General features: G+C 60.9%; 21 protein-coding genes. 14 read left to right on the top strand and 7 right to left on the bottom strand.

Translation table 11 applies throughout. The annotated features are described in order from the left end of the window. The first annotated feature begins 146 nt into the window (after positions 1-146). The 3 genes from DIE02_RS34210 to DIE02_RS34200 all read left to right on the top strand — a co-directional run bounded on the left by DIE02_RS34210 (position 147) and on the right by DIE02_RS34200 (position 4027). Entirely contained in the window at positions 147-1223 is a 1077-nt protein-coding gene (locus tag DIE02_RS34210; protein WP_260441557.1) for an McrB family protein, read from the top strand. 16 nt (positions 1224-1239) lie between these two features. Then, a complete protein-coding gene (locus tag DIE02_RS34205) occupies positions 1240-2652 on the top strand; it encodes an McrC family protein (RefSeq protein WP_124530284.1) in 1413 nt (470 codons plus the stop codon). 316 nt (positions 2653-2968) lie between these two features. After that, positions 2969-4027 (top strand): beta family protein, encoded by a 1059-nt coding sequence (locus DIE02_RS34200; protein ID WP_185702686.1) that lies wholly within the window; start codon positions 2969-2971, stop codon positions 4025-4027. On the opposite strand, the gene DIE02_RS34195 is transcribed toward DIE02_RS34200, so the two are convergent. Further along, the gene (locus tag DIE02_RS34195) at positions 3994-4740 is read right to left on the bottom strand and encodes a sce7726 family protein (protein ID WP_124530282.1); all 747 of its coding nucleotides are present in this window, start codon (positions 4738-4740) and stop codon (positions 3994-3996) included. The two genes, DIE02_RS34200 and DIE02_RS34195, sit on opposite strands and share 34 nt — an antisense overlap. 302 nt (positions 4741-5042) lie before the next feature. Here DIE02_RS34195 and DIE02_RS34190 point away from each other — a divergent pair, with 302 nt between their 5' ends. Both DIE02_RS34190 and DIE02_RS34185 read left to right on the top strand, forming a co-directional pair. Continuing rightward, on the top strand, positions 5043-6062 hold the full coding sequence (locus DIE02_RS34190) for an ImmA/IrrE family metallo-endopeptidase (RefSeq protein WP_063533792.1): 1020 nt from the start codon (positions 5043-5045) through the stop codon (positions 6060-6062). Then, entirely contained in the window at positions 6049-6711 is a 663-nt protein-coding gene (locus DIE02_RS34185) for a hypothetical protein (RefSeq protein WP_124530281.1), read from the top strand. The genes DIE02_RS34190 and DIE02_RS34185 overlap by 14 nt, the downstream gene beginning before the upstream one ends. A 236-nt stretch (positions 6712-6947) precedes the next feature. On the opposite strand, the gene DIE02_RS34180 is transcribed toward DIE02_RS34185, so the two are convergent. From DIE02_RS34180 to dnaA, 5 genes are all read right to left on the bottom strand, one after another. Then, complete coding sequence (locus DIE02_RS34180) at positions 6948-7337, bottom strand: hypothetical protein (protein ID WP_124530280.1); 390 nt, start codon at positions 7335-7337, stop codon at positions 6948-6950. A gap of 26 nt (positions 7338-7363) precedes the next feature. Next, positions 7364-7603 carry a hypothetical protein gene (locus DIE02_RS34175; RefSeq protein WP_124530279.1) on the bottom strand — a complete coding sequence of 80 codons (240 nt, stop codon included), beginning with the start codon at positions 7601-7603 and terminating at the stop codon, positions 7364-7366. A gap of 528 nt (positions 7604-8131) precedes the next feature. After that, the gene (gyrB, locus tag DIE02_RS34170) at positions 8132-10606 is read right to left on the bottom strand and encodes a DNA topoisomerase (ATP-hydrolyzing) subunit B (RefSeq protein WP_044848661.1); all 2475 of its coding nucleotides are present in this window, start codon (positions 10604-10606) and stop codon (positions 8132-8134) included. Between the two features lie 191 nt (positions 10607-10797). Further along, complete coding sequence (gene dnaN, locus DIE02_RS34165) at positions 10798-11904, bottom strand: DNA polymerase III subunit beta (RefSeq protein WP_006756934.1); 1107 nt, start codon at positions 11902-11904, stop codon at positions 10798-10800. Between the two features lie 170 nt (positions 11905-12074). Beyond that, on the bottom strand, positions 12075-13658 hold the full coding sequence (gene dnaA, locus DIE02_RS34160; protein WP_221622564.1) for a chromosomal replication initiator protein DnaA: 1584 nt from the start codon (positions 13656-13658) through the stop codon (positions 12075-12077). A gap of 421 nt (positions 13659-14079) precedes the next feature. Here dnaA and rpmH point away from each other — a divergent pair, with 421 nt between their 5' ends. The 4 genes from rpmH (at position 14080) to yidC (ending at position 16697) form a co-directional block, all read left to right on the top strand. Further along, complete coding sequence (rpmH, locus tag DIE02_RS34155; RefSeq protein ID WP_004198824.1) at positions 14080-14214, top strand: 50S ribosomal protein L34; 135 nt, start codon at positions 14080-14082, stop codon at positions 14212-14214. Positions 14215-14229: 15 nt separating this feature from the next. Further along, complete coding sequence (gene rnpA, locus DIE02_RS34150; protein ID WP_006489941.1) at positions 14230-14691, top strand: ribonuclease P protein component; 462 nt, start codon at positions 14230-14232, stop codon at positions 14689-14691. Between the two features lie 75 nt (positions 14692-14766). Further along, entirely contained in the window at positions 14767-15033 is a 267-nt protein-coding gene (yidD, locus tag DIE02_RS34145; protein WP_006750110.1) for a membrane protein insertion efficiency factor YidD, read from the top strand. Positions 15034-15041: 8 nt separating this feature from the next. Further along, a complete protein-coding gene (gene yidC, locus DIE02_RS34140) occupies positions 15042-16697 on the top strand; it encodes a membrane protein insertase YidC (RefSeq protein WP_124486744.1) in 1656 nt (551 codons plus the stop codon). A 121-nt stretch (positions 16698-16818) separates the two neighbouring features. On the opposite strand, the gene DIE02_RS34135 is transcribed toward yidC, so the two are convergent. Then, positions 16819-17256 (bottom strand): helix-turn-helix domain-containing protein, encoded by a 438-nt coding sequence (locus DIE02_RS34135; protein WP_124486743.1) that lies wholly within the window; start codon positions 17254-17256, stop codon positions 16819-16821. A 337-nt stretch (positions 17257-17593) separates the two neighbouring features. On the opposite strand from DIE02_RS34135, the gene mnmE reads away from it, so the two are divergent. The 5 genes from mnmE to DIE02_RS36530 all read left to right on the top strand — a co-directional run bounded on the left by mnmE (position 17594) and on the right by DIE02_RS36530 (position 25977). After that, positions 17594-18988: a tRNA uridine-5-carboxymethylaminomethyl(34) synthesis GTPase MnmE gene (gene mnmE, locus DIE02_RS34130; RefSeq protein ID WP_124486742.1), complete on the top strand. Its 1395-nt coding sequence runs from the start codon at positions 17594-17596 to the stop codon at positions 18986-18988. 288 nt (positions 18989-19276) lie between these two features. Continuing rightward, positions 19277-20371, top strand: a complete 1095-nt coding sequence (locus DIE02_RS34125) for a site-specific integrase (RefSeq protein WP_260427278.1) — start codon at positions 19277-19279, stop codon at positions 20369-20371. A 328-nt stretch (positions 20372-20699) separates the two neighbouring features. Then, positions 20700-25490 (top strand): RHS repeat-associated core domain-containing protein, encoded by a 4791-nt coding sequence (locus DIE02_RS34120; protein ID WP_185702685.1) that lies wholly within the window; start codon positions 20700-20702, stop codon positions 25488-25490. Positions 25491-25557: 67 nt separating this feature from the next. Beyond that, complete coding sequence (locus DIE02_RS34115; protein ID WP_185702684.1) at positions 25558-25878, top strand: hypothetical protein; 321 nt, start codon at positions 25558-25560, stop codon at positions 25876-25878. Beyond that, on the top strand, positions 25879-25977 hold the full coding sequence (locus DIE02_RS36530; protein ID WP_124486739.1) for a hypothetical protein: 99 nt from the start codon (positions 25879-25881) through the stop codon (positions 25975-25977). It begins immediately after the preceding gene. Positions 25978-26164 lie beyond the last annotated feature (187 nt).

Genomic DNA, 26164 nt, shown 5'->3' with positions numbered 1-26164 from the left:
GCGTCTCCAAAACTATAGTCGTTTGACGGAGTGTCTTGACGCAGGCGGGCGTGGGGTAGCTTGCCCGGAGGGAGGCAGCGTGGTCCGCTCGACGCGACAGGCAGCGCATGAGGGCTCGTATACCGAACGCCGGGCGGTCGCGTACGTTGCAGAACCATACGGTCGAGGAATCACAAACCGTTAATAGCAAGCTGCGACTGTCGCCCGCAGTGTTCGACAAGGCGTCGGACTCGGTCTGGCAGTTTGCGGGCGAATGGGCAGAGTCTTGCGTAGATCTCATCGAAACGGTGAGGGCTTACCGAGCCGGCTCGCCGACGTCAGGAGCCGTTCGCCGCTATAGCTTTGTTACCTTCCACCAATCCTACGGTTATGAGGAGTTCGTGGAGGGACTCCGACCGGTCCTCAACAGCGAGGCGGAGACTGGAGAGATCGAATATGAAATCCGTGCTGGGGTCTTCAAAGATCTATGCCGCCGAGCCCGATCAGCGCCCGAGCAGCGATTTGCGATGGTGATCGACGAGATCAACCGAGGCAATATCAGCAAGATATTCGGCGAATTGATCACCTTGATCGAGCCTGATAAGCGAGAGGGTGCAGACAACGTCATTTCGGTGACCTTGCCATATTCTGGCGAGAGCTTTTCGGTGCCCGCCAATCTCGACATCATCGGCACAATGAACACTGCAGACCGCTCCTTAGCATTGTTGGATACGGCTCTGCGGCGCCGATTCGAATTCGTACCCGTAATGCCGGATGCTCGCGACGAGCCCGGCGCACCGTTGCATGGTCTGCGCGTGACGACTGGGGAGCAGGTCATCGACATCCCGCGGATGCTTGCGGCTATCAATCAGCGCGTCGAAGCACTCTACGATCGAGATCATTGCATTGGTCACGCGTACTTCACCCCGTTAGCTCAAGTGCCTGACGGCGACGAACGACTAGTGGCGTTGCAGCAAGTATTCAGCAATCGCATCCTGCCCTTGCTGGAGGAGTACTTCTTCGAGGATTGGCGAAAAATTCAGCTCGTGCTTGCGGACAATCAAAAACCGGAGCCCGAGCGGTTTGTCATTGAAAGTCAAAACCACGAGGATGATCTGGCGCAGTTGTTCGGCAACGACCACGGTCTGGACGTTTACAGCGCCAAGCGGCGTTACACTGTCCGGGAGGCAGCTTTTTCCAACCCAGACGCTTATATCGGCATCTACCAGACACTCCTTCGGTAGAGGCACGAGAAACCGCATGAACGGCATCACGATCTACGAGTTCGATGCTCTAGTGGCAGAGGATACAGACGTCGCGGAGGCAGAAGGGCTGCACGTCGTTCCCGCAAATGTGTTCGGATGGCTGGAACTAGAAAGCTTGCGCGCGGACGACGGCGGGGCAGCATGGCTGCGCCCGGTCCGGCGGCGAGGGCGGCGAGCCATACAGGTGACGAGCTTTGTTGGCGTTGTCCGCGCTCCGGATGGATATCAGATTGAGGTACTGCCGAAGGTCGGCAAGGCTATCGGCGGTGGCGCTGCCGACGCCCGACGGTTGTTGCTCGACATGCTTCAATGTCTCAATGGCTTCCGCCACATCCGAACCGACAGAGCCAAGGTCAGAGCTACCCACATGCCGTTGCTCGAGGTGTTCATCGGCGAATTCCTATTGAGCGTGGAGCAGGTCGTTAAGCGCGGGCTTCGGAGCGATTACTCGAGCCGACAAGGCAACTTGTTCTCGCTCCGGGGAAAACTGCTGGTGGCATCACATCTTCGAGAGAACCTCTGCCGGGCAGATCGCTTTTTCACTGAGCACGACGAGTACGTTCCGAACCGCGCGGAGAATCGACTGTTGCATGCAGCTCTGCGTCGCGTATTGGCCATGTCGGCGTCAAAAGCAAACCAACAATTGGCACGCGAATTGTGTTTCGTGTTCGCCGAAATCCCGCCCTCAGTTCAGCCAGATCGTGACTTCCAGCATGTGCGGCTCGACAGAGGGATGAGCTACTACGACGATGCACTGGCCTGGGCCCGCCTAGTGCTCAATGAAAGATCGCCCTTGACCGGAGTCGGCGGACATCATGCCCCTTCGCTTTTGTTTCCTATGGAGGCACTATTCGAGGCCTTTGTTGCCAAGCATCTTGCTGACCAACTAACCCGTCCCCTGCTTCTGAAAACCCAGGCCAGAAGCCGTCACCTGGTTCGCCATTGTGGCCAAGATTGGTTTCGCCTCAAACCGGACCTGCTTGTTCGCGATGTTGGCCGCGATGTGCTTGTGCTCGACACCAAGTGGAAGTTGTTGGATGGCTTAAGATCGAATGGCAAGGACAAGTACGGTCTCTCCCAGGGCGATTTCTACCAGCTCCAAGCATATGGCCACAGCTATTTGGATGGCGAAGGGGATGTTGCCTTGATCTTTCCAAAGACTGATTGTTTCGACGAACCACTGCCTGTTTTCGAATTCTCTGCGATTGTCGGACTGCGGCTATGGGTCCTGCCGTTTTGTTTGAAATCGCGGAGGCTGGTCGTGCCGGCGGAAGCTTCATTTGCAGGTAGATTTGAGAGGGACGGCGCGGGTACTGGCTTAGCGTCAAGTTCCACTACGGCGAAATCGCCGTTTGACCCACCGGAGAGGGGCGTGGTCGTCGACCTTGGAAAGGGAGAGATACATTGACGATGTTGCACACCGCCGCCTGGGTGCAAATCGGTAACCGACGACGGATGCCTCGGACAGATGAAGTGCGGGTTGTTCGACACCGCTAGATACGTTTTAATGCTATTGACTGTCTTGCTGGTGGGCAGTCTCCTCCTCAATCTTGGTCGGTGGCTTTGGCATCTTGCGTAGTGGATCAAGAAAATATACGGTATGTGGCGCACGCGTGCGCCATTCGCACTGGTTTCAATTAGTCAGAAAACAAAGGTGTGATTGGGGCAGGGTAGTCTTTCGCTGTTTCTAATCAACAACATGTGATTCGGGGAAAACCATGGGGATGAACTGGAAGTACATGCCGGTACTGAAGTGGAAACGGGGTGAGCGTGACGCGCTGCGATATCTTAAGGATGAACAGTGGGAAGGAGTGACGCCGTTGCTCGAGTTGCAGCCTATTAGCGTGGCGCCTGAGGTTGCTGCACTGCGCAAAGCACTGCCAACATACCTCCAGGAGGTTGCGGAGCAAATCGCGAAATCTGTTCCAGTCGAAGTTCCGGTCTGTATCGACACGGGCTTCGTATCGTCTAGCTATGCGAAGCAGGTTAACCTGCTCCTAGTGATCTGCCGCGTACTGGATAAGCAGCTTGAGCACCAGGTGGTGCCGGTAATTCGATCGAGCTGGCTCGAAACACTACCTGGTCTGACGCCGTCACTAATAGAAGAGCTGGCCACATATGATGCCGTCATTCTGCGGTTCCGGACCGATCAATTTACGGCAGCCCAGGTAAAATCGGGCGTCGACACCTTGGCGAAAATCGTTAAGAAACGCCGCATTCACCTGATGATGGACCAGTATTCACTGGTAGATCGCCAGGCAGCCGCGTGCGTAGCAGACGTAACGCCATACCTGCACGCCGCGTTGAGCGTGGGCTGCGCAAGCGTAACGCTTGCGGGTGGATCGTTTCCAGTGAATCTGACGGGAAAGAAGCCGGGATTTACTGACATTCCTCGTGTCGAGTGGCATATATGGAGCAATGTCAAAAAAGATCCTGCGTTTGCGCCGTTGCGCTACGCCGACTATACCGTGACGAATCCGGAGCCTCTTCCGGAAGACCTTGACCCAAAAGCGGTCAATCCGGCGATCGCGATACGCTACGCGGCCGATGGATTCTGGCGCTTGTTCAAAGGAAAGGGTTTCAAGGGCGCACCGCGAGGAGAGTTGCGGGGTCTTTGCAAGCTGTTGACGATGGATCCGGTGTATTCGGGTGAGCCCTTTAGCTACGGTGATGGCAAGTATTTCAAGGATGCTAACGGCAGCGACAAGAACGGCGTACCGTGGACTTGGCGGCGCGACGCCACCAACCATCATATGGTGCTTACCGCCGATGCTTTGACCTGACGTTGCCAGAGAGTCGTCGAGACCAGGGATCTGATGGTCTCAAGGGGCAACGCAGAAGCGATCAGTGCCCACAGATCGTGCGACGAGGCCGATTTCGGCAATTGAATTGAATCGCTTTGCACGATAGCCGCGATCGCCTCATCTTTCCAAAGAAGGGAGGCGAGACTGAATGGGTCCTGCCGCGGGTTGATTTGAGCCGCACGCACGGACTCCAGTGTCACCTTGCCCTTCGTGGTGCGGCTTGCAACTAGTACGCCCCACCAACTCGGTACGACTTCTAACGCAGCGGTAACGTGTGTCGGCCCGACGACGAGATGAATCTGGTCAAACACCCGGTTGTAAGCATGAATCTGATTTGAGAAGCGACTGAAGGTATCAAGGTCACTTTTGATCTCGTAACCCACCATATCCTTGCCAAAAACCGCAACATCAATGCGGGCGCCACCGCGCTCGATGCGGAACTCTTCCTGAACGTGCTGGCGAGCCGAACGCCTGCGCATCAGTCGCGCGAGCAGTGCAGCACGGATTTCCGCTTCCGTGATCGGTAACAAAGTGGAGGGTGTTGCGATGGCAATGGGCATGGCGGTATTATGCTGATTATGCCAAGAAAAGCAACCCCCGCCAGCGTCGATGTCGCTCCTACCGTTGAGCGCATAGAGGCCTTTTGTCGTGCGCGAAAGATATCTGTTCTTGCCCTTGCTAACGAGGCTCAAGTAGGGCAATCGTCGTTATGCCGGTTTATGCACGGTGAACGGAAGACGCTTACGGTAACGGCTGAGCGGGTCTTGCGGTATATCGATAGTTGGCATAACGAGCATAATGCGCATAGTCAAGCTATAATGGCATCGGCAAGCATCGACCAGACTGGCCGTGCTTTGCTTGAACAAGCGATCCTGTCACTGTGGGATGGTGAACTGCGCAGCGCGCAGATTCTTGCTCCTCTCATCCAAGCCCTGAAGCCGGTTCTGGACATGGCGGTAACGCGCACCTCGAACGAGGGAAGAGGAGGTTACGCATGAGCAACGTCAGCGCTAAGACAATTTACGACAATCTGAAGGGGTTTGGGCTTACCCGGGCCCAGGTGCGTGCTCTGTTGCCGGTTTGGTGGGCGACCGACGCCGAGAAGAGTCCTGACGGCATCGCTGAGCTCTGCGTGCTGATAAGTCGTAGACTTGGATTGGATCTGGCCGCCCTGATGGAGGGGCAGGTCCGTCAGCGCGCGTCCGCAGGGTCCGTCGCCTACAAGCATCGAGTGGATGTATCGTCGGAGTCGTTGCAGGCGGCGACAGCTATCGCGTCTTCGCTCGCTCGCGCTGTTGTTGCTGCGTTCCCGGTGCCATACAACGCCCAATTTACAGATGCCGCTGGCGTTGCGGCTATGGCGCGTGAGGTTGGGAACGGGCTTGTTGGGCTTTCATCGCTGATCGACGCATGCTGGAACCTTGGGGTTCCCGTCTTACCGTTGCCGAACCTGCCGGTTGGTGTTCGGAAAATGGATGGCGCGGTCATGGTGATTGATGGCCGGCCGGTCATCATCGTATCCAAAAAGAAATCGTCGCGAGCTTGGTTGGCGTTTATCGTGGCGCACGAAATTGGGCACATCGCCTCGGGGCATCTGAAGCGAACCGGGTCGATCGTTGACGTCTCGCTGCAGGAACATTCCGAATACGAGGCGGAATCAACCAAGGATATCCAAGAGCAGGAGGCTGACCGCTTCGCACTGTCAATCTTTGGCGGCGATGACGTCGAGCGTATTGTGTCGGCGTGGCCGAGTTGGGCTTCGGCGGTCGAAATTGCCGTTAAGTCGCGCGAGGCCGCTCGTGATCTCGGTATCGAGAGCGGCCATCTTGTTCTGCGGTACGCCTTCCTGAGCCGTAGGTGGCCAGAGTCGATGGCGGCATTGAGATATCTCAGTGAAGACAGCGACGCCGAGGCGATTATGAAAACTGCGTTGCAGCGCAATCTCGACCTCGATCGTGTTTCAGATGACATGCAGGACCTAGTGTGCCGGATCACTGGCATTGAAGCTTGCTAAGACGTTGAGCGACCGACAAATGCTTTACGTTGACGTGGATGCTCTATGCAAGCTCGCTCACTGGAACGTTCTGCCTCATTTGCCGGAGCTGATTGGGCATCCCTGGGGCGAAATGGCAACGGTCACATCGCTGCGGTATCGGACCCAGCGCTGTATTGAGAAGCCCGATGGTAAGAAATTCCACTCTACTGATGCGGCCGCATCCCTCGCTGCCCATCTGGAGTTAATGGCGCAAATCGGGATGCCCGATCCCGATTTGCTCGCGGAATTGGCGGCCATCCCACAAATTGACGAAGGCGAAGCTGTCTTGCTTAGCTTGGTTTTGAGTTCGCCGAACTCGAAGATTTTAACCGGCGACAAGAGGGCTCTGCGCGGACTGGCGGAAAATGACGCGTGTCAGAAATTCGCAGGGCGAATCATCCTAATTGAGCAGGTGTTGGGTGCATGTCTCTCTCGTAAGGGGCATGCGTGGTTGCTCGCCAACGTTTGTCCGTACAAGCATATCGATCGGGCAATTGGTGCGATTTTGGGCAGCCGATGTGATGCGAACATGGACAGCCTTAAGGAAGGTTTTCAGTCTTATATCGGAGAAATCGGTCGACTGTATGACCCAACCATGCTGTTTGCTCTGAGCATGGATCTCCCATAGTCGGTGCGCAATGCCCCGGTGCGGCAGCCGAACAGCTTTTTCACAAACTGCCGCCATATACATTTGATTTGACGCCTTTCACGCTACCTTGCTGGGGTCGTGTGTTCACACGAAGCCTGCAACGTTGGACGACTGAAAAGCCCAACTACTGGGAACCAGGATCGGGCGACGATGAGTAGGACTAGCCCGAGTATGAACGTCCACTTGTGAATTGCGGATTTCACGCGGATCGCCCTTTAAATTTCGTCTAATCGGGATTGCCCCTTTTGAATGATGCCATCGCGTGTGGTGATAAGTTCGTGAGCGTCTGCGGGCTCCGGTTGGTCGTCAATCTGTACCTGCTGTATTCCCCGATCGGCGTGTTCTGCTAGTTCTTGACGCTCTTTGCGCAAGCCGTGTAGCTGCGCGCCAGTCTTGAGCTCAACGGGAATCCACCCCATCCTCCAGAGTCCGCATACACCTGAGACCGTGAGCGAAACCCAGCCGAGGATTTGCGAAACGTCAGCCGCACGGTAGGTGCCGAATTTTGCTGTCTGAATAGCGAGCCCCAAGATCGTGAAGATCAATGCGAGCAGGTAAAGCTCAAATTTCTCTTGCAGCTCGCGCGAGTGTTCAAGGTCGCTCATTATTGTCGTTCTGTCAGCAAGAGCTGTTAGCGACGTTTGCCATCGCGGATTTCTTCGGCGATTCGCTCTACTATTGCGTTCTTGGCTTTCCAGTCGGCGTCGGCTGCATCGAGTTCTTGCAAGTCGGCGTCCAGTGGTGTGCCGTTGCCGTATGGTGCGAATTGCTTGGTTACAGTCAAGAACGCTCGCTGCCGGCGCTCGAATGAGCGACGTTCATCTTCGATAGCCTGCTGCTCTTCGGCTCGTTGTTCTGCTGCTGTCGCCATGGCTGCCCCTCCCCGATATGGTTTGGTTGTGGAGCACACTATACGGCAAGCATCGGGAATCGCAATCTCAACTGCGAGAGCGCCCGCGGCAGGCAGTCAGCGCCGGAAATTTGGGCTCCGCTTCAAGCGCAGGTACCCGAGTCGGCGGACTTCAGCGCGCCAGTAAGCACCACGCTGGCTGATGTAGGCCATTTCCAGACTCCATGCGAATGATTGAGATTGCTTGGTCTGGATTCTTCCGTTCCGGCAGATTTCCGGCAAAGGCCAGTTTTTGATGCCTGCACACGCAGGCTATAGACGAAAAAAAGCACCGCGATCGCTCGCAAGTGCTTTATTTCCTACAGCAGAATTCGGTGGTGAGGCGTGAGTGACTCGAACACTCGACCTACGGATTAAGAGCCCCCGTCTAAAATGCCCGGAACCGCGCTCAGTACCAATGTAGGCCAGTCGCACCAACTGTGACGCCCAGTCGCAAAACTGTGGCGCCAGTCGCGCTTACTCTGGCGCCCTACGCCTGCTGCAACGCCTTCAAACGTCAATATTCCCCGCCCGCAACGCATTCGACTCGATAAACGCCCGCCGCGGCTCGACATCATCCCCCATGAGGGTAGTAAAGATCCCATCCGCAGCAATCGCGTCTTCGATCTGAACACGCAGCAGACGCCGCACTGCCGGATCCATCGTCGTTTCCCACAGCTGCTCGGGGTTCATCTCCCCCAGCCCCTTATACCGCTGCTTCGAAACGTTCCGCTCGGCATCCGCCAACAGCCACTTCATCGCGCTCTTGAAGTCCGCCACGGCCATGCTGCGCTCCCCGCGCTTGATGACCGCACCTTCCCCAATAAGCCCCTTGAACGTATTCGCGGTGGTCACGAGCTGCTGATAATCCGCCGTGTGCTGGAATTCCTGGTCGATGACCGAAACGCGCACGTTGCCGTGATGCGTCCGCTCGACATGCAGCGACCGTTGTTCGCGAACCGGGTCATACGAAGGCACGACACGAACTTCGTTCTTCAAAGCCTCGTCATGCAACGCAGCATGAAGAGCCTTCGCCGAAGCCTCGGTCGAAGCCTCAGTGGAGAGATCGATCACCACGCCGTCCATGACCGCTTCCAGCGCAGCTGGGTCATACAACCGGCTCAACCGCTCGATCACGCTCTGCGACAGCAGATACGACCGCGCCAACTCCCCAAGCGCATCACCCGAAATCGCCGCCGCATTCTCACCCGGCACCAGCTCCGACCCTTGCAGCGCCAACCGCAGCATATGCGCGTTGAGCTCCACGTCGTCCTTCAGATACCGCTCGTCCTTGCCCGCCTTGATCTTGTAAAGCGGCGGCTGCGCGATATACACGTACCCGCGCTCGATCATGTCCGGCATCTGGCGATACAGGAACGTGAGCAGCAGCGTCCGGATGTGCGCACCGTCGACGTCCGCGTCGGTCATGATGATGATGCGGTGATAGCGCAGCTTGTCGAGGTTGTAGTCTTCCTTGCCGATCCCGCACCCAAGCGCGGTCACGAGCGTGACGATCTGCTCCGACGACAGCAGCTTGTCGTAGCGTGCCTTTTCGACGTTCAGCACCTTGCCGCGCAGCGGCAGGATCGCCTGGAACTTGCGATCACGCCCTTGCTTTGCCGACCCACCTGCCGAGTCACCCTCGACGATGTAGATTTCGCACTTCGCCGGATCCTTCTCCTGACAGTCCGCGAGCTTGCCCGGCAGGCCGACGCCGTCGAGCACACCCTTGCGTCGCGTCATCTCACGCGCCTTCCGAGCAGCATCCCGCGCCCGAGCAGCTTCGACGATCTTCCCGCAAATGATCTTCGCGTCGATCGGCGTTTCCAGCAGGAACTCTTCGAGCGCCTTCGCCACAACTTCCTCAACCGGCGCACGAACCTCGGAAGAAACCAGCTTGTCCTTCGTCTGCGAGCTGAACTTCGGCTCCGGCACCTTCACGGACAGCACGCACGACAGCCCTTCGCGCATGTCGTCGCCGGTCGTCTCGACCTTCGCCTTCTTCGCGATTTCGTTGTCGGTGATGTACTTGTTGATGACGCGCGTCATCGCGGCCCGCAGGCCGGTCAGGTGCGTGCCGCCGTCGCGCTGCGGAATGTTGTTCGTGAAGCACAGCACGTTTTCGTTGTAGCTGTCGTTCCACTGCATCGCGACTTCGACGCCCACGCCATCCTTCTCGCCGTTGGCGAAGAACACCGTCGGGTGCAGGTTGGTCTTCGTCTTGTTGATGAACTCGACGAAGCCCTTCACACCGCCGGCGAACGCGAAATCGTCTTCCTTGCCCGAGCGCAGGTCCGTGAGACGAATCCGCACGCCGTTGTTCAGGAACGAGAGTTCACGCATCCGCTTCGCGAGGATGTCGTAGTGATACTCGACCGTGCCGAAAATGGTCGGATCGGCCATGAAATGCACTTCGGTGCCGCGGTTCTCGGTGTCACCGGTGATCAGCATCGGCGAAACTTCCACGCCATCGACCGTCTCGAGCACGCGCTCCTGCGCGACGCCGCGATGGAACTCCATGAAATGCTTCTTGCCGTTCCGGCGCACGGTGAGGCGCAGCCAGCTCGACAGCGCGTTCACGCACGACACGCCCACGCCGTGCAGGCCGCCCGACACCTTGTAGCTGTTCTGGTCGAACTTGCCGCCGGCGTGCAGCTCGGTCATCACGATTTCCGCGGCACTGCGCTTCGGCTCGTGCTTGTCGTTCATCTTCACGTCGGTCGGAATCCCGCGGCCGTTGTCGGTCACGGAAATCGAGTTGTCGGCGTGAATCGTCACGTGGATGTCGTTGCAGTACCCGGCCAACGCTTCGTCGATCGAGTTGTCGAGCACCTCGAACACGAGGTGGTGCAGACCGGTGCCGTCAGACGTGTCGCCGATGTACATCCCGGGGCGCTTGCGCACCGCTTCCAGACCTTCGAGGATCTGGATCGACGAGGCGCCGTAGCTGCTGTTATCGGGTTGCGAATTGTGCTGTTCACTCATGGATATCTTCCGGTTCTGCGAGGCCACTCAGGTGGCGGCGCGGTGCGTTTCAGCGAGAAATCGCCGGGCCGCTCCAGTTTCCTGGCCCGCCCCAGGCGCCGAAAAGGCACCAAAGGGACGGGTTGTCGGTTCGCCATAAAAACGCCAAAGGGGCTTGCCGCCCCCTGGTGTGTGTCGCGATGTCGTGCGCGTCAGATGCGCATCGGCATCACGACATACTTGAACTCGTCGTTCTCGGGCACGGTAATCAGCGCGCTCGAGCTGGCGTCGCCGAGGCTCACCTGCACGGTGTCGACCTTCAGGTTCGCGAGCACGTCGAGCAGATACGTGACGTTGAAGCCGATGTCGACGGTATCGCCCTGGTAGGCGATTTCGAGTTCTTCCTGCGCCTCTTCCTGATCGGCGTTGGTCGACATGATCTTCAGCTGGCCCGGCGCGATGATGCAGCGCACGCCCTTGAACTTGTCCGAGGTCAGGATCGCCGCGCGCTGCAGCGAACGCTGCAGTTCTTCACGGCCGATCTCGAACGTGTTCTTGTGCGCCTTCGGGATCACGCGCTGGAAGTCGGGGAACTTGCCCTCGACGAGTTTCGACACGAGCTCGACCTGGCCGAACGTGAACTTGGCCTGGGTTTGCGCGATGTCGATGGTGACGGTGTCGTCGATGTCCTCGAGCAGGCGCTGCAGCTCGAGAATCGTCTTGCGCGGCACGATGACTTCCTGGCGGCCGAACGTGCCGCCTTCGAGCTTCATCGACGAGAACGCGAGGCGGTGGCCGTCGGTGGCCACGGCCATCAGCTGGTCGCCGTCGACGACGAGCAGCATGCCGTTCAGGTAGTAGCGGATGTCCTGCTGCGCCATCGCGAAGTGGACCATGCCGAGCAGCTGGCGGAACGACTTCTGCGGGACGGTGAGCGTGGCGCCGAAATCCTTCGCCTGCGCGACGGTCGGGAACTCGTCGGCCGCCAGCGTCTGCAGTGCGAAACGGCTCTTGCCCGATTGAACGGTGAGGCGCTTGTCGGCGAGCGACAGCGTGACCTGGCCGTCAGGCATCGCGCGCAGGATGTCGAGCAGCTTGCGCGCGGCGACGGTGGTCGCGACCTGGTCGCCGCCGACGCCGAAATCGGCGCGCGTGGTGATCTGCAGCTCCAGGTCGGTCGACAGGAATGAAACGTCCGGGCCGTTCTTGGTGATCAGCAGGTTGGCGAGGATCGGCAACGTATGGCGGCGTTCGACGATGCCGCTGACCGTTTGCAGCGGCCTGAGGAGTGTGTCTCGTTCGGTCTTGACCAGTTGCATAGAGTTCCTTCGTTGAGTAACGGCCTGCAGCGCAGCAGCCTCGCAGCGCCCCGCCAGCCGGGCTCTTGGCCCGCCACCACCGGGGCGGTCAAACCAGTATTGTGCCTCAAAACCGAACCGCCCCCCTTAAATTGGGGCGGAGGCCGAATTATCAAGCGCGCCGTGCGTGCTCAACCCTTCAGCGTCTGTTCCAGCACGTGCAGCTCGTGGTTGAGCTGCGCGTCCTTGCTGCGCTCGTCGGCGATCTTGCGCACCGCGTGAAGCACGGTGGTGTGATCGCGCCCGCCGAACAGCTCGCCGATCTCCGGCAGGCTCTTCTGCGTGAGTTCCTTCGCCAGGTACATCGCAATCTGCCGCGGCCGCGCGATGTTCGCGGGGCGCTTCTTCGAATACATGTCGGCGACCTTGATGTTGTAGAAGTCGGCGACGGTCTTCTGGATATTCTCGACCGAAATCTGCCGGTTCTGCACGGTCAGCAGGTCCTTCAGCGCTTCCTTGGTCAGCTCGATCGAGATCTCGCGGCCGTGGAACTTCGAATACGCGAGGATCTTGCGCAGCGCGCCTTCGAGCTCGCGCACGTTCGAGCGCAGGTGCTTCGCGACGAAGAACGCGACGTCTTCCGACAGGTTCACGCCTTCCGACTGCGCCTTGCGCATCAGGATCGCGACGCGCATTTCCAGCTCGGGCGGCTCGATCGCGACGGTGAGGCCCGAGTCGAAGCGCGAGATCAGGCGATCGTCGATGCCCGAGATTTCCTTCGGATACGTGTCGCTGGTGATGATCACCTGCGCCTTGTTCGCGACCAGCGCCTCGAACGCGTAGAAGAATTCCTCTTGCGTGCGCGACTTGCCGGAGAAGAACTGGATATCGTCGATCAGCAGCAGGTCGAGCGAGTGGTAGTAGCGCTTGAAGTCGTCGAACGCCTTGCGCTGGTACGCCTTCACCACGTCGGACACGTACTGTTCCGCATGGATGTAGCGGATCCGCGCGCCGGCCTTGTCGAGCAGCAGCTGGTTGCCGATCGCGTGGATCAGGTGGGTCTTGCCGAGGCCGACGCCGCCGTACAGGAACAGCGGGTTGTACGAGATGCCCGGGTTGTCCGCGACCTGGATCGCGGCGGCGCGCGCGAGCTGGTTCGCCTTGCCGGTCACGAAGTTGTCGAACGTGAGCACGGGGTTCAGCTTCGAGCGCTCGTACATCGAATCGGCTTCGCCGCCGTTCGCGGGTGCCGCACCGGGGCCCGGACGCCACGTGCGGCGGCCGGCGGCCGCTTCGTGCGCGGGCAGGCTCGGCAGGTCGATGTCGGCGTCGTCGGCGTTCAGGTGGTGCGCGGCGGCCGCCGACGGCGTCATCGGCACGTCGGCCGGCGCACTGGGCGCAGCCGATGCATTCGCGGTCAGATTGGCGGCGATCGCGGCCACCGTGGCGGCCGGGCCGCTCGGTGCGAGCGGCGCACGCGGCGCGGCTGCGCCCGGTGCGGCGCTGGCCGCGGCGCTACGCATGCCTGCCTTCGGATCGAGGATGAACTGAACTTCGATCGGCGCATTCCAGAAATCTCGGGCCAGATCGGAGATCCGTCCCGAAAACTGGCTCTTGACCCAGTCCAGCTTGAAGCGGTTCGGCGCGGCGATGGACAGCGTGTTCGCCGACGCATCGAAGGCCACCGGGGCCAAGGGTTTGATCCACGTCACGTACTGCTGGGGCGTCAGCTCGCGCTCCAGCAGTGCGGAACAGTGTTGCCAGAAATCGTTCATCAAGTAACTGTCGTTTTTTGCGTGCACAGCGCGGCTCGCCGGCGCCCTTGTCGCGGTTGCGCAACAAGGCCCGAAGCGGTCGTGCGAGCGTGCCTCGGACGCCTGCGTCACAGTGTTGGAGGGGCAGGCGCGGGCCGAGGCGGCGTGCGGGATTCTTGGAGATAAGGCGAGATTCTACCGCCAAACGCGGCCACAGCGCGAGTTATCCACAGGCCGGGATTGTGGGTCGCGGGGCCGGATCGGCGCGGGCCGGCACAGGCGAGCGACTCCTAAAGTATTGACCGTCAAGAGAAAAACGGTTTAAATAGCGGGTTCCGCGAAAACCAATCCTGTATTCCCGGCGATTGCGTTCGCCCGAATGCCTCCGGTTAAGGGCACGCGGTCCCCTGAATTTCGACATTCTCGAACAAGTGAGAACATCATGAAACGTACTTACCAACCGTCCGTGACGCGCCGCAAGCGCACCCATGGCTTCCGTGTCCGCATGAAGACGGCAGGTGGCCGCAAGGTCATCAACGCTCGCCGCGCGAAGGGCCGCAAGCGCCTCGCCATCTAAGGCAGGTTGCGCGCTGTGTCCGCCGTCCGCAGTCCTGCGGAAGGTGCCGTCGAGCCGGGTGCGAATCCGTCGCAGACGAAAGCCGCCTTCCCGAAAGCTGCGCGACTTCTGAAAACGGATGAATTTTCATCCGTTTTTCGTTTGCGCCCCTGGCGGCGCTCCGCGCACTTCGTGATCTACGGCAAGCCGACCGGTCAGCCCGCGCGTCTGGGGCTCGTCATCGGCAAGAAGTATGCGCCGCGTGCAGTAACACGTAACCTCGTGAAGCGGCTGGCGCGCGATCAGTTTCGCCTGCGCCGGGCCGAATTCGCCGGTTACGACCTGCTGCTGCGGCAGCACACGCGCTTCGACAAGAAAGCGCTGCCGAGCGCGGCTTCCGCCCCGCTCGCGGCGATGTGCGCGGCCGAGATCCGCGAACTGCTCGACAGGGCAGTCCGGGAGATCGCCCGCCGGGCGTCGAAGCCCGCGTCCGAGTGACGCATCCGTGTCCGGTGCGGCGTTCGCGCCTGCCCGGCCGGTTTTGACGCGGCGTCGTACGGCGCCGCCCAAGGTATGGAAACGGTATTGATCGCCTTGCTGCGCTTCTACAAGGTTGCCGTGAGCCCGATGCTCGGCAACCGTTGCCGTTTTTATCCTTCCTGTTCGGATTACGCGCGCGAGGCAATCCAGTATCATGGCGCCGCGCGCGGCACGTATCTCGCCGTCAGGCGCGTGTGCCGATGCCATCCGTTTTCCGCGGGCGGCATCGACCTCGTCCCGCCGCCCAACTCCGACACTCGCGCTCGCGGCGAAGCCGACGCGCGGTCCCATCGACTCTGAGACAACGCATGGATATCAAACGCACCGTCCTATGGGTGATCTTCTTCATGTCAGCTGTCATGCTGTACGACAACTGGCAGCGCGACCATGGACGCCCGTCGATGTTCTTCCCGAGCGCCACGCAGACAGCCCCCGCGGCTGCAGGCGGTGCATCGGGCACGGGCGCGACGACGACCGCAGGTGACGCGCCTGCCGCAGCCGCAGGCACCGCACCGTCGACGACGGCACCGGCCGCGCAGGCGCAGCTCGTGAAGTTCTCGACCGACGTGTATGACGGCGAAATCGACACGCGCGGCGGCACGCTCGCGAAGCTGACGCTGAAGAAGCAGGGCGACGGCAAGCAGCCCGACCTGTACATCACGCTGTTCGACCATACGGCTGGCCACACGTATCTCGCGCGCTCGGGCCTGCTCGGCGGCGACTTCCCGAACCACAACGACGTCTACACGCAGGTCAACGCGGGCCCGACGTCGCTGACGGGCGACCAGAACACGCTGAAGCTGTCGTTCGAATCGCCGGTGAAGGGCGGCGTGAAGGTCGTGAAGACCTACACGTTCACGCGCGGCAGCTACGTGATCGGCGTCGATACCAAGATCGACAACGTCGGCACGGCACCGGTCACGCCGACGGTCTACATGGAACTGGTGCGCGACAACACGGCCGTCGAAACGCCGATGTTCTCGCATACGTTCCTCGGGCCGGCGGTCTACACGGACGCGAAGCACTTCCAGAAGATCAACTTCAGCGACCTCGACAAGAACAAGGCCGACTTCGTGAACTCCGCCGACAACGGCTGGGTCGCGATGGTGCAGCACTACTTCGCGTCGGCCTGGATTCCGCAGCAGGGCGTGAAGCGCGACATCTACGCTGAAAAGATCGATCCGACGCTGTACCGCGTCGGCGTGAAGCAGCCGGTCGCCGCGATCGCACCGGGCCAGTCGGCCGACGTGCAGGCGCGCCTGTTCGCCGGTCCGGAAGAAGAGCGCATGCTCGAGGGCGTCGCGCCGGGCCTGGAACTCGTGAAGGACTACGGCTGGGTGACGATCATCGCGAAGCCGCTGTTCTGGCTGCTCGAGAAGATCCACGGCTTCGTCGGCAATTGGGGCTGGGCGATCGTGCTGCTGACGGTGCTGATCAAGGCCGTGTTCTTCCCGCTGTCGGCTGCCAGCTACAAGTCGATGGCGCGCATGAAGGAAATCACGCCGCGCATGCAGGCGCTGCGCGAACGCTTCAAGAGCGATCCGCAGAAGATGAACGCCGCGCTGATGGAGCTGTACAAGACCGAGAAGGTCAATCCGTTCGGCGGCTGCCTGCCGGTCGTGATCCAGATCCCGGTGTTCATCTCGCTGTACTGGGTGCTGCTCGCGTCGGTCGAAATGCGCGGCGCGCCGTGGATTCTGTGGATTCACGACCTGTCGCAGCGCGACCCGTTCTTCATCCTGCCGGTGCTGATGGCCGTCTCGATGTTCGTGCAGACGAGCCTGAACCCGACGCCGCCGGACCCGGTCCAGGCGAAGATGATGAAGTTCATGCCGATCGCGTTCTCGGTGATGTTCTTCTTCTTCCCGGCCGGCCTGGTGCTGTACTACGTCGTGAACAACGTGCTGTCGATCGCGCAGCAGTACTACATCACGCGCAAGCTCGGCGGCGGCAAGAAGGCCTGACGCCCTTGGCACACGCGGGCGGCCAGCCGTCCGCGATGCACGTAAAAAAGCCGCATGGTTTCATCCATGCGGCTTTTTTGTTTCTGGCGGGTGGCGGCGCGGGGGCGTTGACCGCTGCCGTTCAGGCCTTCTTCGCTTCGATTTTCGTGTCGCCGCCGTAGAACTGCTCGATCAGTTCCTGAACGAGGTAACGCTGATGCGGCGGCAACGCCTCGATCTTCGACGCGAGTTCGATCGTCTCGGGTGTTGGCGGATAACGCTCGTCGCGCGGCAGCGGTTGCGGCGTCGTGTGTTCGGTCACGCTCGGCGACGGGCCGTAATGCAGCCAATGCAGTTCGACGCGCAACCAGTCGGCGAGCGTTTCGAGTTTGTCCGGCGTCGGAATCGTGCGGCCCGTCAGCCATTTGTGCGCGGTTTGCGGCGAAACCGGCTGCGCACCGCGGTGACGCAGATTGAACCGGTTCGCGAGTTCCGTCGCGCCTGTGACCTTGTCCGGGCTGCGCCGCAAGGCGAATTTCAGGCGTTCCGAGAACGCTGCTTTTTCTTCGGGTGTCGGCATGGGGGTGATTGTGCAATTCCACCGACACGTCTCAGACAACCATATGGGCTAAACATAGCCTATACGGACGAATCCCAACCTGCCGTGGACCGTGCGGCGGAATTGGGGCCGCAGTGTCGGACCGTTCGGAAAGGCATACTCGTCCGAAATGGACAGGACGTGATTGTCCGGCATTGATACTCGACTTATCCCCGTCGGGATAAATTCGGGTAAGTTCGACGCCGATCAGGCGTCCGGTGGCGTGCGGGCCGGCAGGCTACAATGCCGGCGTCCCGATGCCCGAACTGTTGTGCGGGCGCACCATTGACGTTCTGTTCACCCGATTCATCCGATTCCCATGCTCGCTACCGATTCCGATCCGATCGTCGCCATTGCCACTGCTGCCGGCCGGGGGGGCATCGGCGTCGTCCGCGTGTCGTTCGGGCGCGGCGGCGAGGCGGCCGCGCTGCCGCTGATCGACGCGTTGTGCGGGCAGCGGCTCGCGCCGCGCCATGCGAGCTACGTGCCGTTCCTCGACGCGCACGGCGCGCCGCTCGACCGCGGAATCGCGCTGTATTTCCCCGCGCCGCATTCGTACACCGGCGAGCACGTGCTCGAGTTGCAGGGGCACGGCGGGCCGATCGTGATGCAGCTGCTGCTGCAGCGTTGCCTCGATGCGGGGCGCGCGTTCGGGCTGCGGCTCGCGGAACCGGGCGAATTCACGCGGCGCGCGTTTCTGAACGACAAGCTCGATCTCGCACAGGCCGAGGCCGTCGCCGACCTGATCGAGGCGAGTACCGAAGCGGCGGCGCGCTCGGCCGGGCGCTCGCTCGACGGCGCGTTTTCGCGGCAGATCCACGCGCTCGTCGAGGATGTGATCACGCTGCGGATGCTGGTCGAGGCGACGCTCGATTTCCCGGAAGAGGAAATCGACTTCCTGGAAGCGGCCGATGCGCGCGGCAAGCTCGCGAGGATCCGCGAGCAACTGGCGCACGTGCTCGGTGACGCGCGGCAGGGCGCGCTGCTGCGCGAAGGGTTGTCGGTCGTGCTCGCGGGGCAGCCGAACGTCGGCAAGTCGTCGCTGCTGAATGCGCTCGCCGGCGCGGAGCTGGCGATCGTTACGCCGATCGCGGGCACGACGCGCGACAAGGTCGCGCAGACGATCCAGGTCGAAGGGATTCCGCTGCACATCATCGATACGGCCGGGTTGCGCGAGACGGAGGACGAAGTCGAGCGGATCGGGATTGCGCGCACGTGGAGCGAGATCGAGCGCGCGGACGTCGTGCTGCATCTGCTCGATTCGCGCACGGGGATGACGGCGGACGACGAGACGATCGCGGCGCGGTTCCCGGATGGCGTGCCGGTGGTGCGGGTGTTGAACAAGACGGACCTCACCGGCGTGCCGGCGTGCGTCGAGCATCCGGCGGCCGAAGGCGACCTGACCGAGGTGCATCTGTCGGCCAAGCGCGGCGACGGCATCGACATGTTGCGCGCGGAACTGCTGCGGATCGCGGGGTGGCAGGCGGGGGCGGAAGGCGTCTATCTGGCGCGCGAGCGGCACTTGATTGCGCTGCGGGCTGCGCAGGAGCATCTGGCGCAGGCGGCGGATCACGCCGAGCAGCGCGCGCAATCGCTCGATCTGTTTGCGGAGGAGTTGCGGCTCGCGCAGGAGCAACTCAATGCGATTACCGGGGAGTTCACTTCGGATGATCTGCTGGGCGTGATTTTCAGCAGGTTTTGTATTGGGAAATAACCTCGCTTCCACCGGGCTCCATCAAGGTCCACTGAAACCCTTGAAACCCGCATGAATACTAGGTTTCTTGCCCATCAAGCTCTGCTGAAGCACACTGAAAGCCGTCTGTTTTTATGTCCAAGTTTATGTCCAAGTAGCGGTTTTGGCCCAGGCCTTCCTCTACTTGGACATACGGAGGAAGAAGATGGCACTCACCGACACCGCCCTCAAGGCACTCAAGCCCAGGGACAAGACCTACACCGTTAGCGACGATCGCGGCCTGTACCTGGAGGTATTTCCAACCGGGGGATGGTCTGGCGCTACCGCTACCGGCTGAACGGCAAGTACGAAAAGCTCACGCTGGGCAAGTACCCGGCATTGACCCTCAAGAACGCCAGGCTCATGCGCGACGGCGCATCGCAGATGGCGGCCATTGGCGAGTCTCCCGCGCAGAAGAAACAGCGCGCCAAGGTGGCCGGCCCGGAAGACACCACCCTGAGCCAATTCGCCGAGCGTTTTTTCAAGGAGATCCAGCAGCGCGACCGCAAGAACAACACGATGCCGCGCCGCTATCTGGACAAGGACATTCTTCCGCACATCGGCATGAAGCCGGTATGTGAACTCACGGCCGAAGACGTTCGGTCGGTTATCTGGCGCAAGAAGGAGCAGGGTTTCGACGCGGCGGCGGGCCAGGTGCGCGGCCTGCTTAAACGCATGCTGGATTACGCGGTGACATGCGGGCTGATCTCGGCCAATCCAGTCATGGCACTGCCCATGCGGCATATCTACAAAGCTGCCTCGCGTGAACGTGCATTGCCCACCGAGGAAGTCAAGCAGTTCCTCCAAGCTGTACACCTGTCGAACGTCCGCCGTCAGTTCAAGATCAGCCTGCAACTCATCCTGATGACGCTGGTCCGCAAGTCGGAGCTGCTGTTGGCCAAGCAAAAGGACGTGCATCTCGAAGAGGCCGAGTGGCACATCCCCCAGGAGAACTCGAAGACGGGCAAGCCGCACATCGTCTATCTGTCAAAGCAGGCGGTAATGCTGTTCCGCGAACTCTTCGTGCTCGCAGGCACAAGCGGGTGGGTCTTGCCTGGACGTGGCACACAGACGAAGCCGTTCGCCCATAACGCGCTCAACCAGGCGCTAAAGGTGTCGCTGCGGGGGCAGGATATTCCAGCGTTCACCATCCACGACCTGCGCCGGACGGCATCCACCTTGCTCCATGAAAAGGGCTGGGCATCCGACGTCGTAGAGAAGGCGCTCAATCACACCATTGGTGGCGTGCGCGGTTTCTACAACCGGGCCGAATACGCGGAACAACGCAAGGCGATGTTGCAAGCATGGTCCGATACCATCGACACGCTTGTACCTTGCGCAAACTTGGTTGTTTCACGGCCGTAGCCAAGGCCTCTTGACCTTTTCGGGTAGGGCTTCTCTCCCTTGAACCCCTTCCCTTGGTCTTTGCATCTGGCCTTTTTCCATCTGCTCCGGAGCTTGCTTCTTGGCACAGGAATGTTGACGCTGCTGTGCCGTTGGACAGCGTTATGTTTTTCGAACCTGTCCCATATACATGGGAACGGCAGATACCTAGGCTTGCTTCCGTGGGCGTCCATGTACGCCCACGGACGTCCATATATCTGCTGAGAGCCCGCTGCCAGCCGTGCCCTGGCGGCAGCAACCGTAGGTGCTCAGCCCACTTGGAGCATCTATGGCAAGCCAAGCATCCAGCATGTCCACCGACGTATCCCTTGAGCGCCAAATCTCGGTCGCGCCGCTCAACCAGATTCAGTTGGGCGACGTGGCCCTCAGTATTTCAGCGTTTGACGAATGGCTTGGCGCAATCAGCCATGGCAGCGCGAACTTGAACCGCCTGCGCACCGTCGCTGGGAATTTTCCTGCAGTCCTCAACATCTTGAACCTGGCCGACCTGCTCGGCGATATCGTCACCCTTACGACCCACCCCGAGCCTCATGCCTCTGACTGGTTGAGCGTCAGCCTCAACCTGATCGGCCTGATGCCCGAGCCGGGTACCGCCGCTGCCCGTATGGTGTTGCGGCCCACCCTGTTCTTGGCGCGGCAGGAACTCCTGCAGGGCGGTAATGCGCTGGTGGGCGAGGCGGCACGGCGTACCCTGACCGCCAACCTGAACAACAGTATCGAGGGGGAACTGGACAACCTCGCGCGACAGGTGCAGTTAAGGCTACCCGGTCTGCTAGACGCGGCGGCGGCGTTTGGCGAAAGCCTGCTATTGGACCTTGCCAATGGCCTGGAGGCACTGGCCCGGGCGAAGCCTTCTGCGCCGGCTACCCTGGGGGCCAGCGCATCGGCAACGACCGAACTGCGCGATCCAGCCGCTGCGTTTTCCAACCTCTACGACGCAGCCTATCAATTCCTTCGCAGCAACGCGGCTGCCCGTCCCCCTCTCGAACAGAGTTCGCCCCTTGAGTCGCCGGCGCTGGTCAGCACCAACGCCCAGGCATTGCGCCAGTTCGCCGCATTATTGGGCAAGCAGGTGCGGCAACAAGGCAAGGCCACGCAGGCAGGCTGCGTGGGGTGGGTTGCAGCAGGATTGGTCCGCTCGCTTGATGCCCGGACAGCGGGCGCCGGGCAGAGTGCCAGCATCAAGCCAGACGCGACCAGCATCGCTGGGCGCCAGGTCCCCGGCGAGTCCCTTGATGTACGGGTCAAGGAGCGGCCCGCGGAGCAAGATCCCAGTATGTGCAAGAACGGCGCACCGTCGGGTAGCGGCAGCAGCATCAGCTTTGCCACGGGCACCGAAACCCTCTCGCACACCGACTTCGCCCTGCCGGGCCCGTTCCCCCTTACCTGGACGCGCACCTACCGCTCCAACTTGGGAGCCTACGATGCGGGTGAACAGGGCGCGCGCTGGATCACGCCGTACACCACACGCTTCGACGTGCAAGGCGACGGCCTGCGCTATCACGGCGCCGACGGCCGCAGCCATGACTACCCGTTACCCAAGGTCGGGCAGTTCCATGAGGATCGCATCGAAGACCTCCTCCTCGTGCGCGCAAGCGACCACCAGCTCGTCCTGTGCCGCGGCTACGAGCAACGCGAAACCTACCAGCGCCACGGCGAGCGTTTCCTGCTCGTGCAGATCGAGCTGCGCGGCGGCGCTGGCCTGCTGCTCGGCTACGACCACCGCGTGGGCGAGCGCGTGGTGCTCTCCGACCTCGTCACCTACCAGGACGACCCGAGCCAGCCGCATACCCACCTGGGCACCAACGTGGACGCGCATGGACGCATCATCGGCCTGTGGCTGATGGGCGAGGACGAGCCCCTGCGACGCCTGAGCCTGTATCGCTACGACGAGGCTGGCGACCTCACCTTGGCCCAGGACGAGAACGCCGAGGTCTGGACCTACCAGTACCAGCGCCACCTGATCACCCGCTACACCGACCGTACCGGCCGGGGTATGAACCTCGCCTGGCAGGGCGAAGGCCCCGATGCCCGCGCCGTGCACGAATGGGCCGACGACGGCAGCTTTGCGATGCGTCTGGCGTGGGACGAAAACATCCGCCTCACCTACGTCACTGATGCCCACGGGCAGGAAACAAGGCATTACTACGATAGGCTCGGCTACACCTACCGCATCATCCATCCGGACAAACGTTCCGAGTGGTTCCACCGCGACGACGCCAAGAACATCGTCCACCACATCCGTCCCGACGGCAGCGACGATCGCTACGCCTACGACGAGAACGGCAACCTGCTGGAGCACATCCGCGCGGACGGTACCACCGTGCACTACGCGTGGGACACGAAAGACCAGCTCATCAAGATCAGCGACGCCGAGGGCGGCCTCTGGCTGCGCGATTACGACACGCGCGGCCGGCTCACGGAGGCCATCGACCCGCTGGGCAACAAGACCGAGTACGCGTACAACCTGATGGGCTTGCCCATCGGTATCACCGACGCTAACGGCAAGACCAAGCAACTCGAGTACAACGCCAACGGCCAGCTTACCCGCTACGTCGACTGCTCCGCCAAGGCCAGCGCATGGACCTACGACGAACGCGGCCAGCTCGTGCAGTTCACCGACGCGGCGGGACAGGTCACCCGCTACCGTTACGACGCGGGCCAGCTTGCCGCTATCCGCCACCCGGACAACAGCGAAGAACACTTCGAGCGCGATGCCGAAGGGCGCCTGCTGACCCACATCGACGCGCTGGGGCGGCGCACCGAATGGGACTACACCGAGGCCGGGCTGCTCGCCAGCCGAGTGGACGCGGCCGGCCAGCGCCTGGGCTACCAGTGGGACAAGCTCGGCCAACTCACCGCGTTGCGCAACGAAAACGGCCGCGATGCCGAGTTCCACTACGACCCGGTGGGTCGCCTGCTCGCCGAAACCGGCTTCGACGGCGCGACCACCCGCTACGAGTACGAGGAAGAAACCGGCAAGCTGGCACGCGCCGTGGACGGGCAGCGCATCACGGCCTACACCTTCGACGCCATGGGCCGCCTTGCCGAGCGGCGCGCGGCGCTGCAAACCGGCGATGCCGAACCTAGTGAGCGGGACTGGCAGGTGGAACGCTTCGCGTATGACCTCAACGGCAACCTCGCGCTGGCGACCAACGCCGACAGCCGCCTGCAATGGTTCCACGACGTAGCCGGCAACCTGGTGCGCGAGCACCAGCATTACCGCAGCCTGGGCAAGCCGCTGGTGGCGGTATGGCAGCACGAATACGACGCGCTCAATCAGCGCACCGCCACTGTGCGCCCGGACGGGCACCGCGTAAGCTGGCTCACCTACGGCAGCGGCCACCTGCTGGCCCTGCAACTGGACGAGCGCGAACTGGTCAGCTACGAGCGCGACGACCTGCACCGAGAAGTCCTCCGCACCCAGGGCAACCGCCTGCTACAGACGCAGCAGTGGGACGCGCTGGGCCGTCTCAGCGAACAGGTGCTCGCTCACGAGGCCAAAGGGCCGGCCGCGCAGACTGCTGGCGGCGGCCGCTTGCTGGTGCGCCGCTACCGCTACGATGCCAGCGGCCAGCTCACCGACATCAACGACACGCGGCGCGGCCAGCTTGCCTACCGCTACGATCCGGTGGGTCGGCTGCTGGAAGCACAGAGCCGCCTCGGCCACGAAACCTTCGCGTTCGATCCGGCCAGCAACTTGATCGACCCCGAGGCGGAAAGGGAAACACAGCGCCAGCACATGCCGCGTCCGAAGGCGCTGGACAACCTGCTCAAGCAGTACGCCGGCACCCACTACCAGTACGACGCGCGGGGCAACCTGAGCAAGCGCTGGCACCAGGGCAAGGAGAGCCGCTACACCTGGGACCTGTTCGACCGCCTGACGCACTACGAAGACGAGCGACTGCAGGCGGACTACAGCTACGATGCCCTCGGCCGGCGCCTGACAAAGCACAGCAAGGCCCACTACGAGGAACGCCGCGAGGCCGGGCCGCACTGGAACCGCGGCGAGCGCGTCAAGCGCAACCGCGAACTGCAATGCGGCTTCACGCTGTACGGCTGGGATGGCGATACGCTGGCGTGGGAGAGCAAGATCGCCGACGAAGACGGCTTCGGTGCGCGCACCACGCATTACGTCTACGAGCCGGGCAGTTTCGTGCCGGTGGCGCAGGCGGTGCGACAGGATGCCATCGAACTGCCCGACCAGCCTGAGTACGGCGACGACTACCGGCAGGACGAAGACCCGCTGTGGCTATCGCCGCCGCCCGCGCCGGCCATCGACAGTCTGGCGTGGTACCAGTGCGACCATCTGGGCACGCCGCAGGAGTTGACGGACGAGCATAGCGAGATTGCGTGGAGCGCGGAGTATCGTGCTTGGGGCGCAGTCAAGGAAGTGATCCGCAAGGCCTCCGGTGGGCGCGTGGAATTGCGTAACCCGATCCGGTTCCAGGGGCAGTACCATGACCATGAGACGGGGCTGCACTACAACCGGCATCGGTACTACGATCCGCATGGTGCTCGCTATATAACTAAAGACCTGCTTGGTTTCGCTGGTGGCCTTAATCTTTATCTTTACGCGGGCGGGAATCCGCTAACTTCACTCGATCCACTGGGGCTGGATACGGTTGTTATTCATGGTCGAGGCATATTAAGCAATCCGTTTGGCCACGTTGCAATCGGATTTTCGGGGCAGGGGGTCTATAGCTATGGCACGGGTACACCACTCGGGGGGAGTGTGACTGATTATCTTGAGAAGCAAGCCAAGTATCGAGATACGACCGTATACACGATCAAAACCACGCCACAGCAAGAGGCTGAAATGTTAGAAAAGATTCAAGAGTACAGAAATACTCCCCTGCCGGATCCAACGAAAAGTCCAAGTGCGGCTGCGCGGGACACATGTGCAACGCGAACTCAGAACGCCCTTGAAGCCGGTGGAGTTAAATCCGTTTTCGTTCCATTGACAAGTCCTTTCCCAATAGATACGGGTGTCATCGCTCAAAGAAATGCCGCGACCATAATTGACATTCCAAAAGGCGGGAAAATTCCAGAAATCTTCTCGGTTTTTAACAGGCCGTGAGGTTGATGTGATTAAAAAGTATTGGGTGTTTATAGCGGCTATTCTTTGCGGATGCGATGGAGGGGCCATGAAAAATGAAGCCATCAACAAGCGTGAATACTCTGTGCTCCAGTCGATTGAATATCAATATAGAAATAAGGAAAACGAAAATCCTTATTTTGTTTTACGTAAAGCCCTTGAGACGGATTTGACGGTAATTGGGTTTCCGATAAAAGGCAAAACCAAGGGATATGCGGTAATGCTGGCAAATGCGAAAGGAATGCCTGAAGTAAAAATACTTCCTGATTCAGATTTTGTTGTTACTGAAAAATCATTGGCCGCAGTAAAGGCAGAAACGAATATATCTAGCGCACTTGACAGCGAGCTAGCCTCCAGAATGACTCACTGATTGCGTTTCTATATCTTCGCATATCGAGCTATTCAGATGATTCCATGCTTGGTGCCACATCTATGGCGGACTATTCCCGCTAACGCGATGACACCATGACGACGACTATTGACGAACTACGGTTTCGTATAAACGCTTTGCGAGCAAAATCTAGGCGAAAAGAGGTCGCAGAGATTGCGTTCGCACTAGAGTACCTGTCTTTAACGGTTTGGGGGGGGGGGGGGGGGGGGGGGGGGGGGGGGGGGGGGGGGGGGGGGGGGGGGGGGGGGGGGGGGGGGGGGGGGGG

The organism is Burkholderia sp. Bp8991 (genome assembly GCF_003853795.1).
Taxonomy (GTDB): domain Bacteria; phylum Pseudomonadota; class Gammaproteobacteria; order Burkholderiales; family Burkholderiaceae; genus Burkholderia.
The sequence above is the reverse complement of the archived record's forward strand: the minus strand, read 5'-3'. Positions and strand labels throughout refer to the sequence as shown.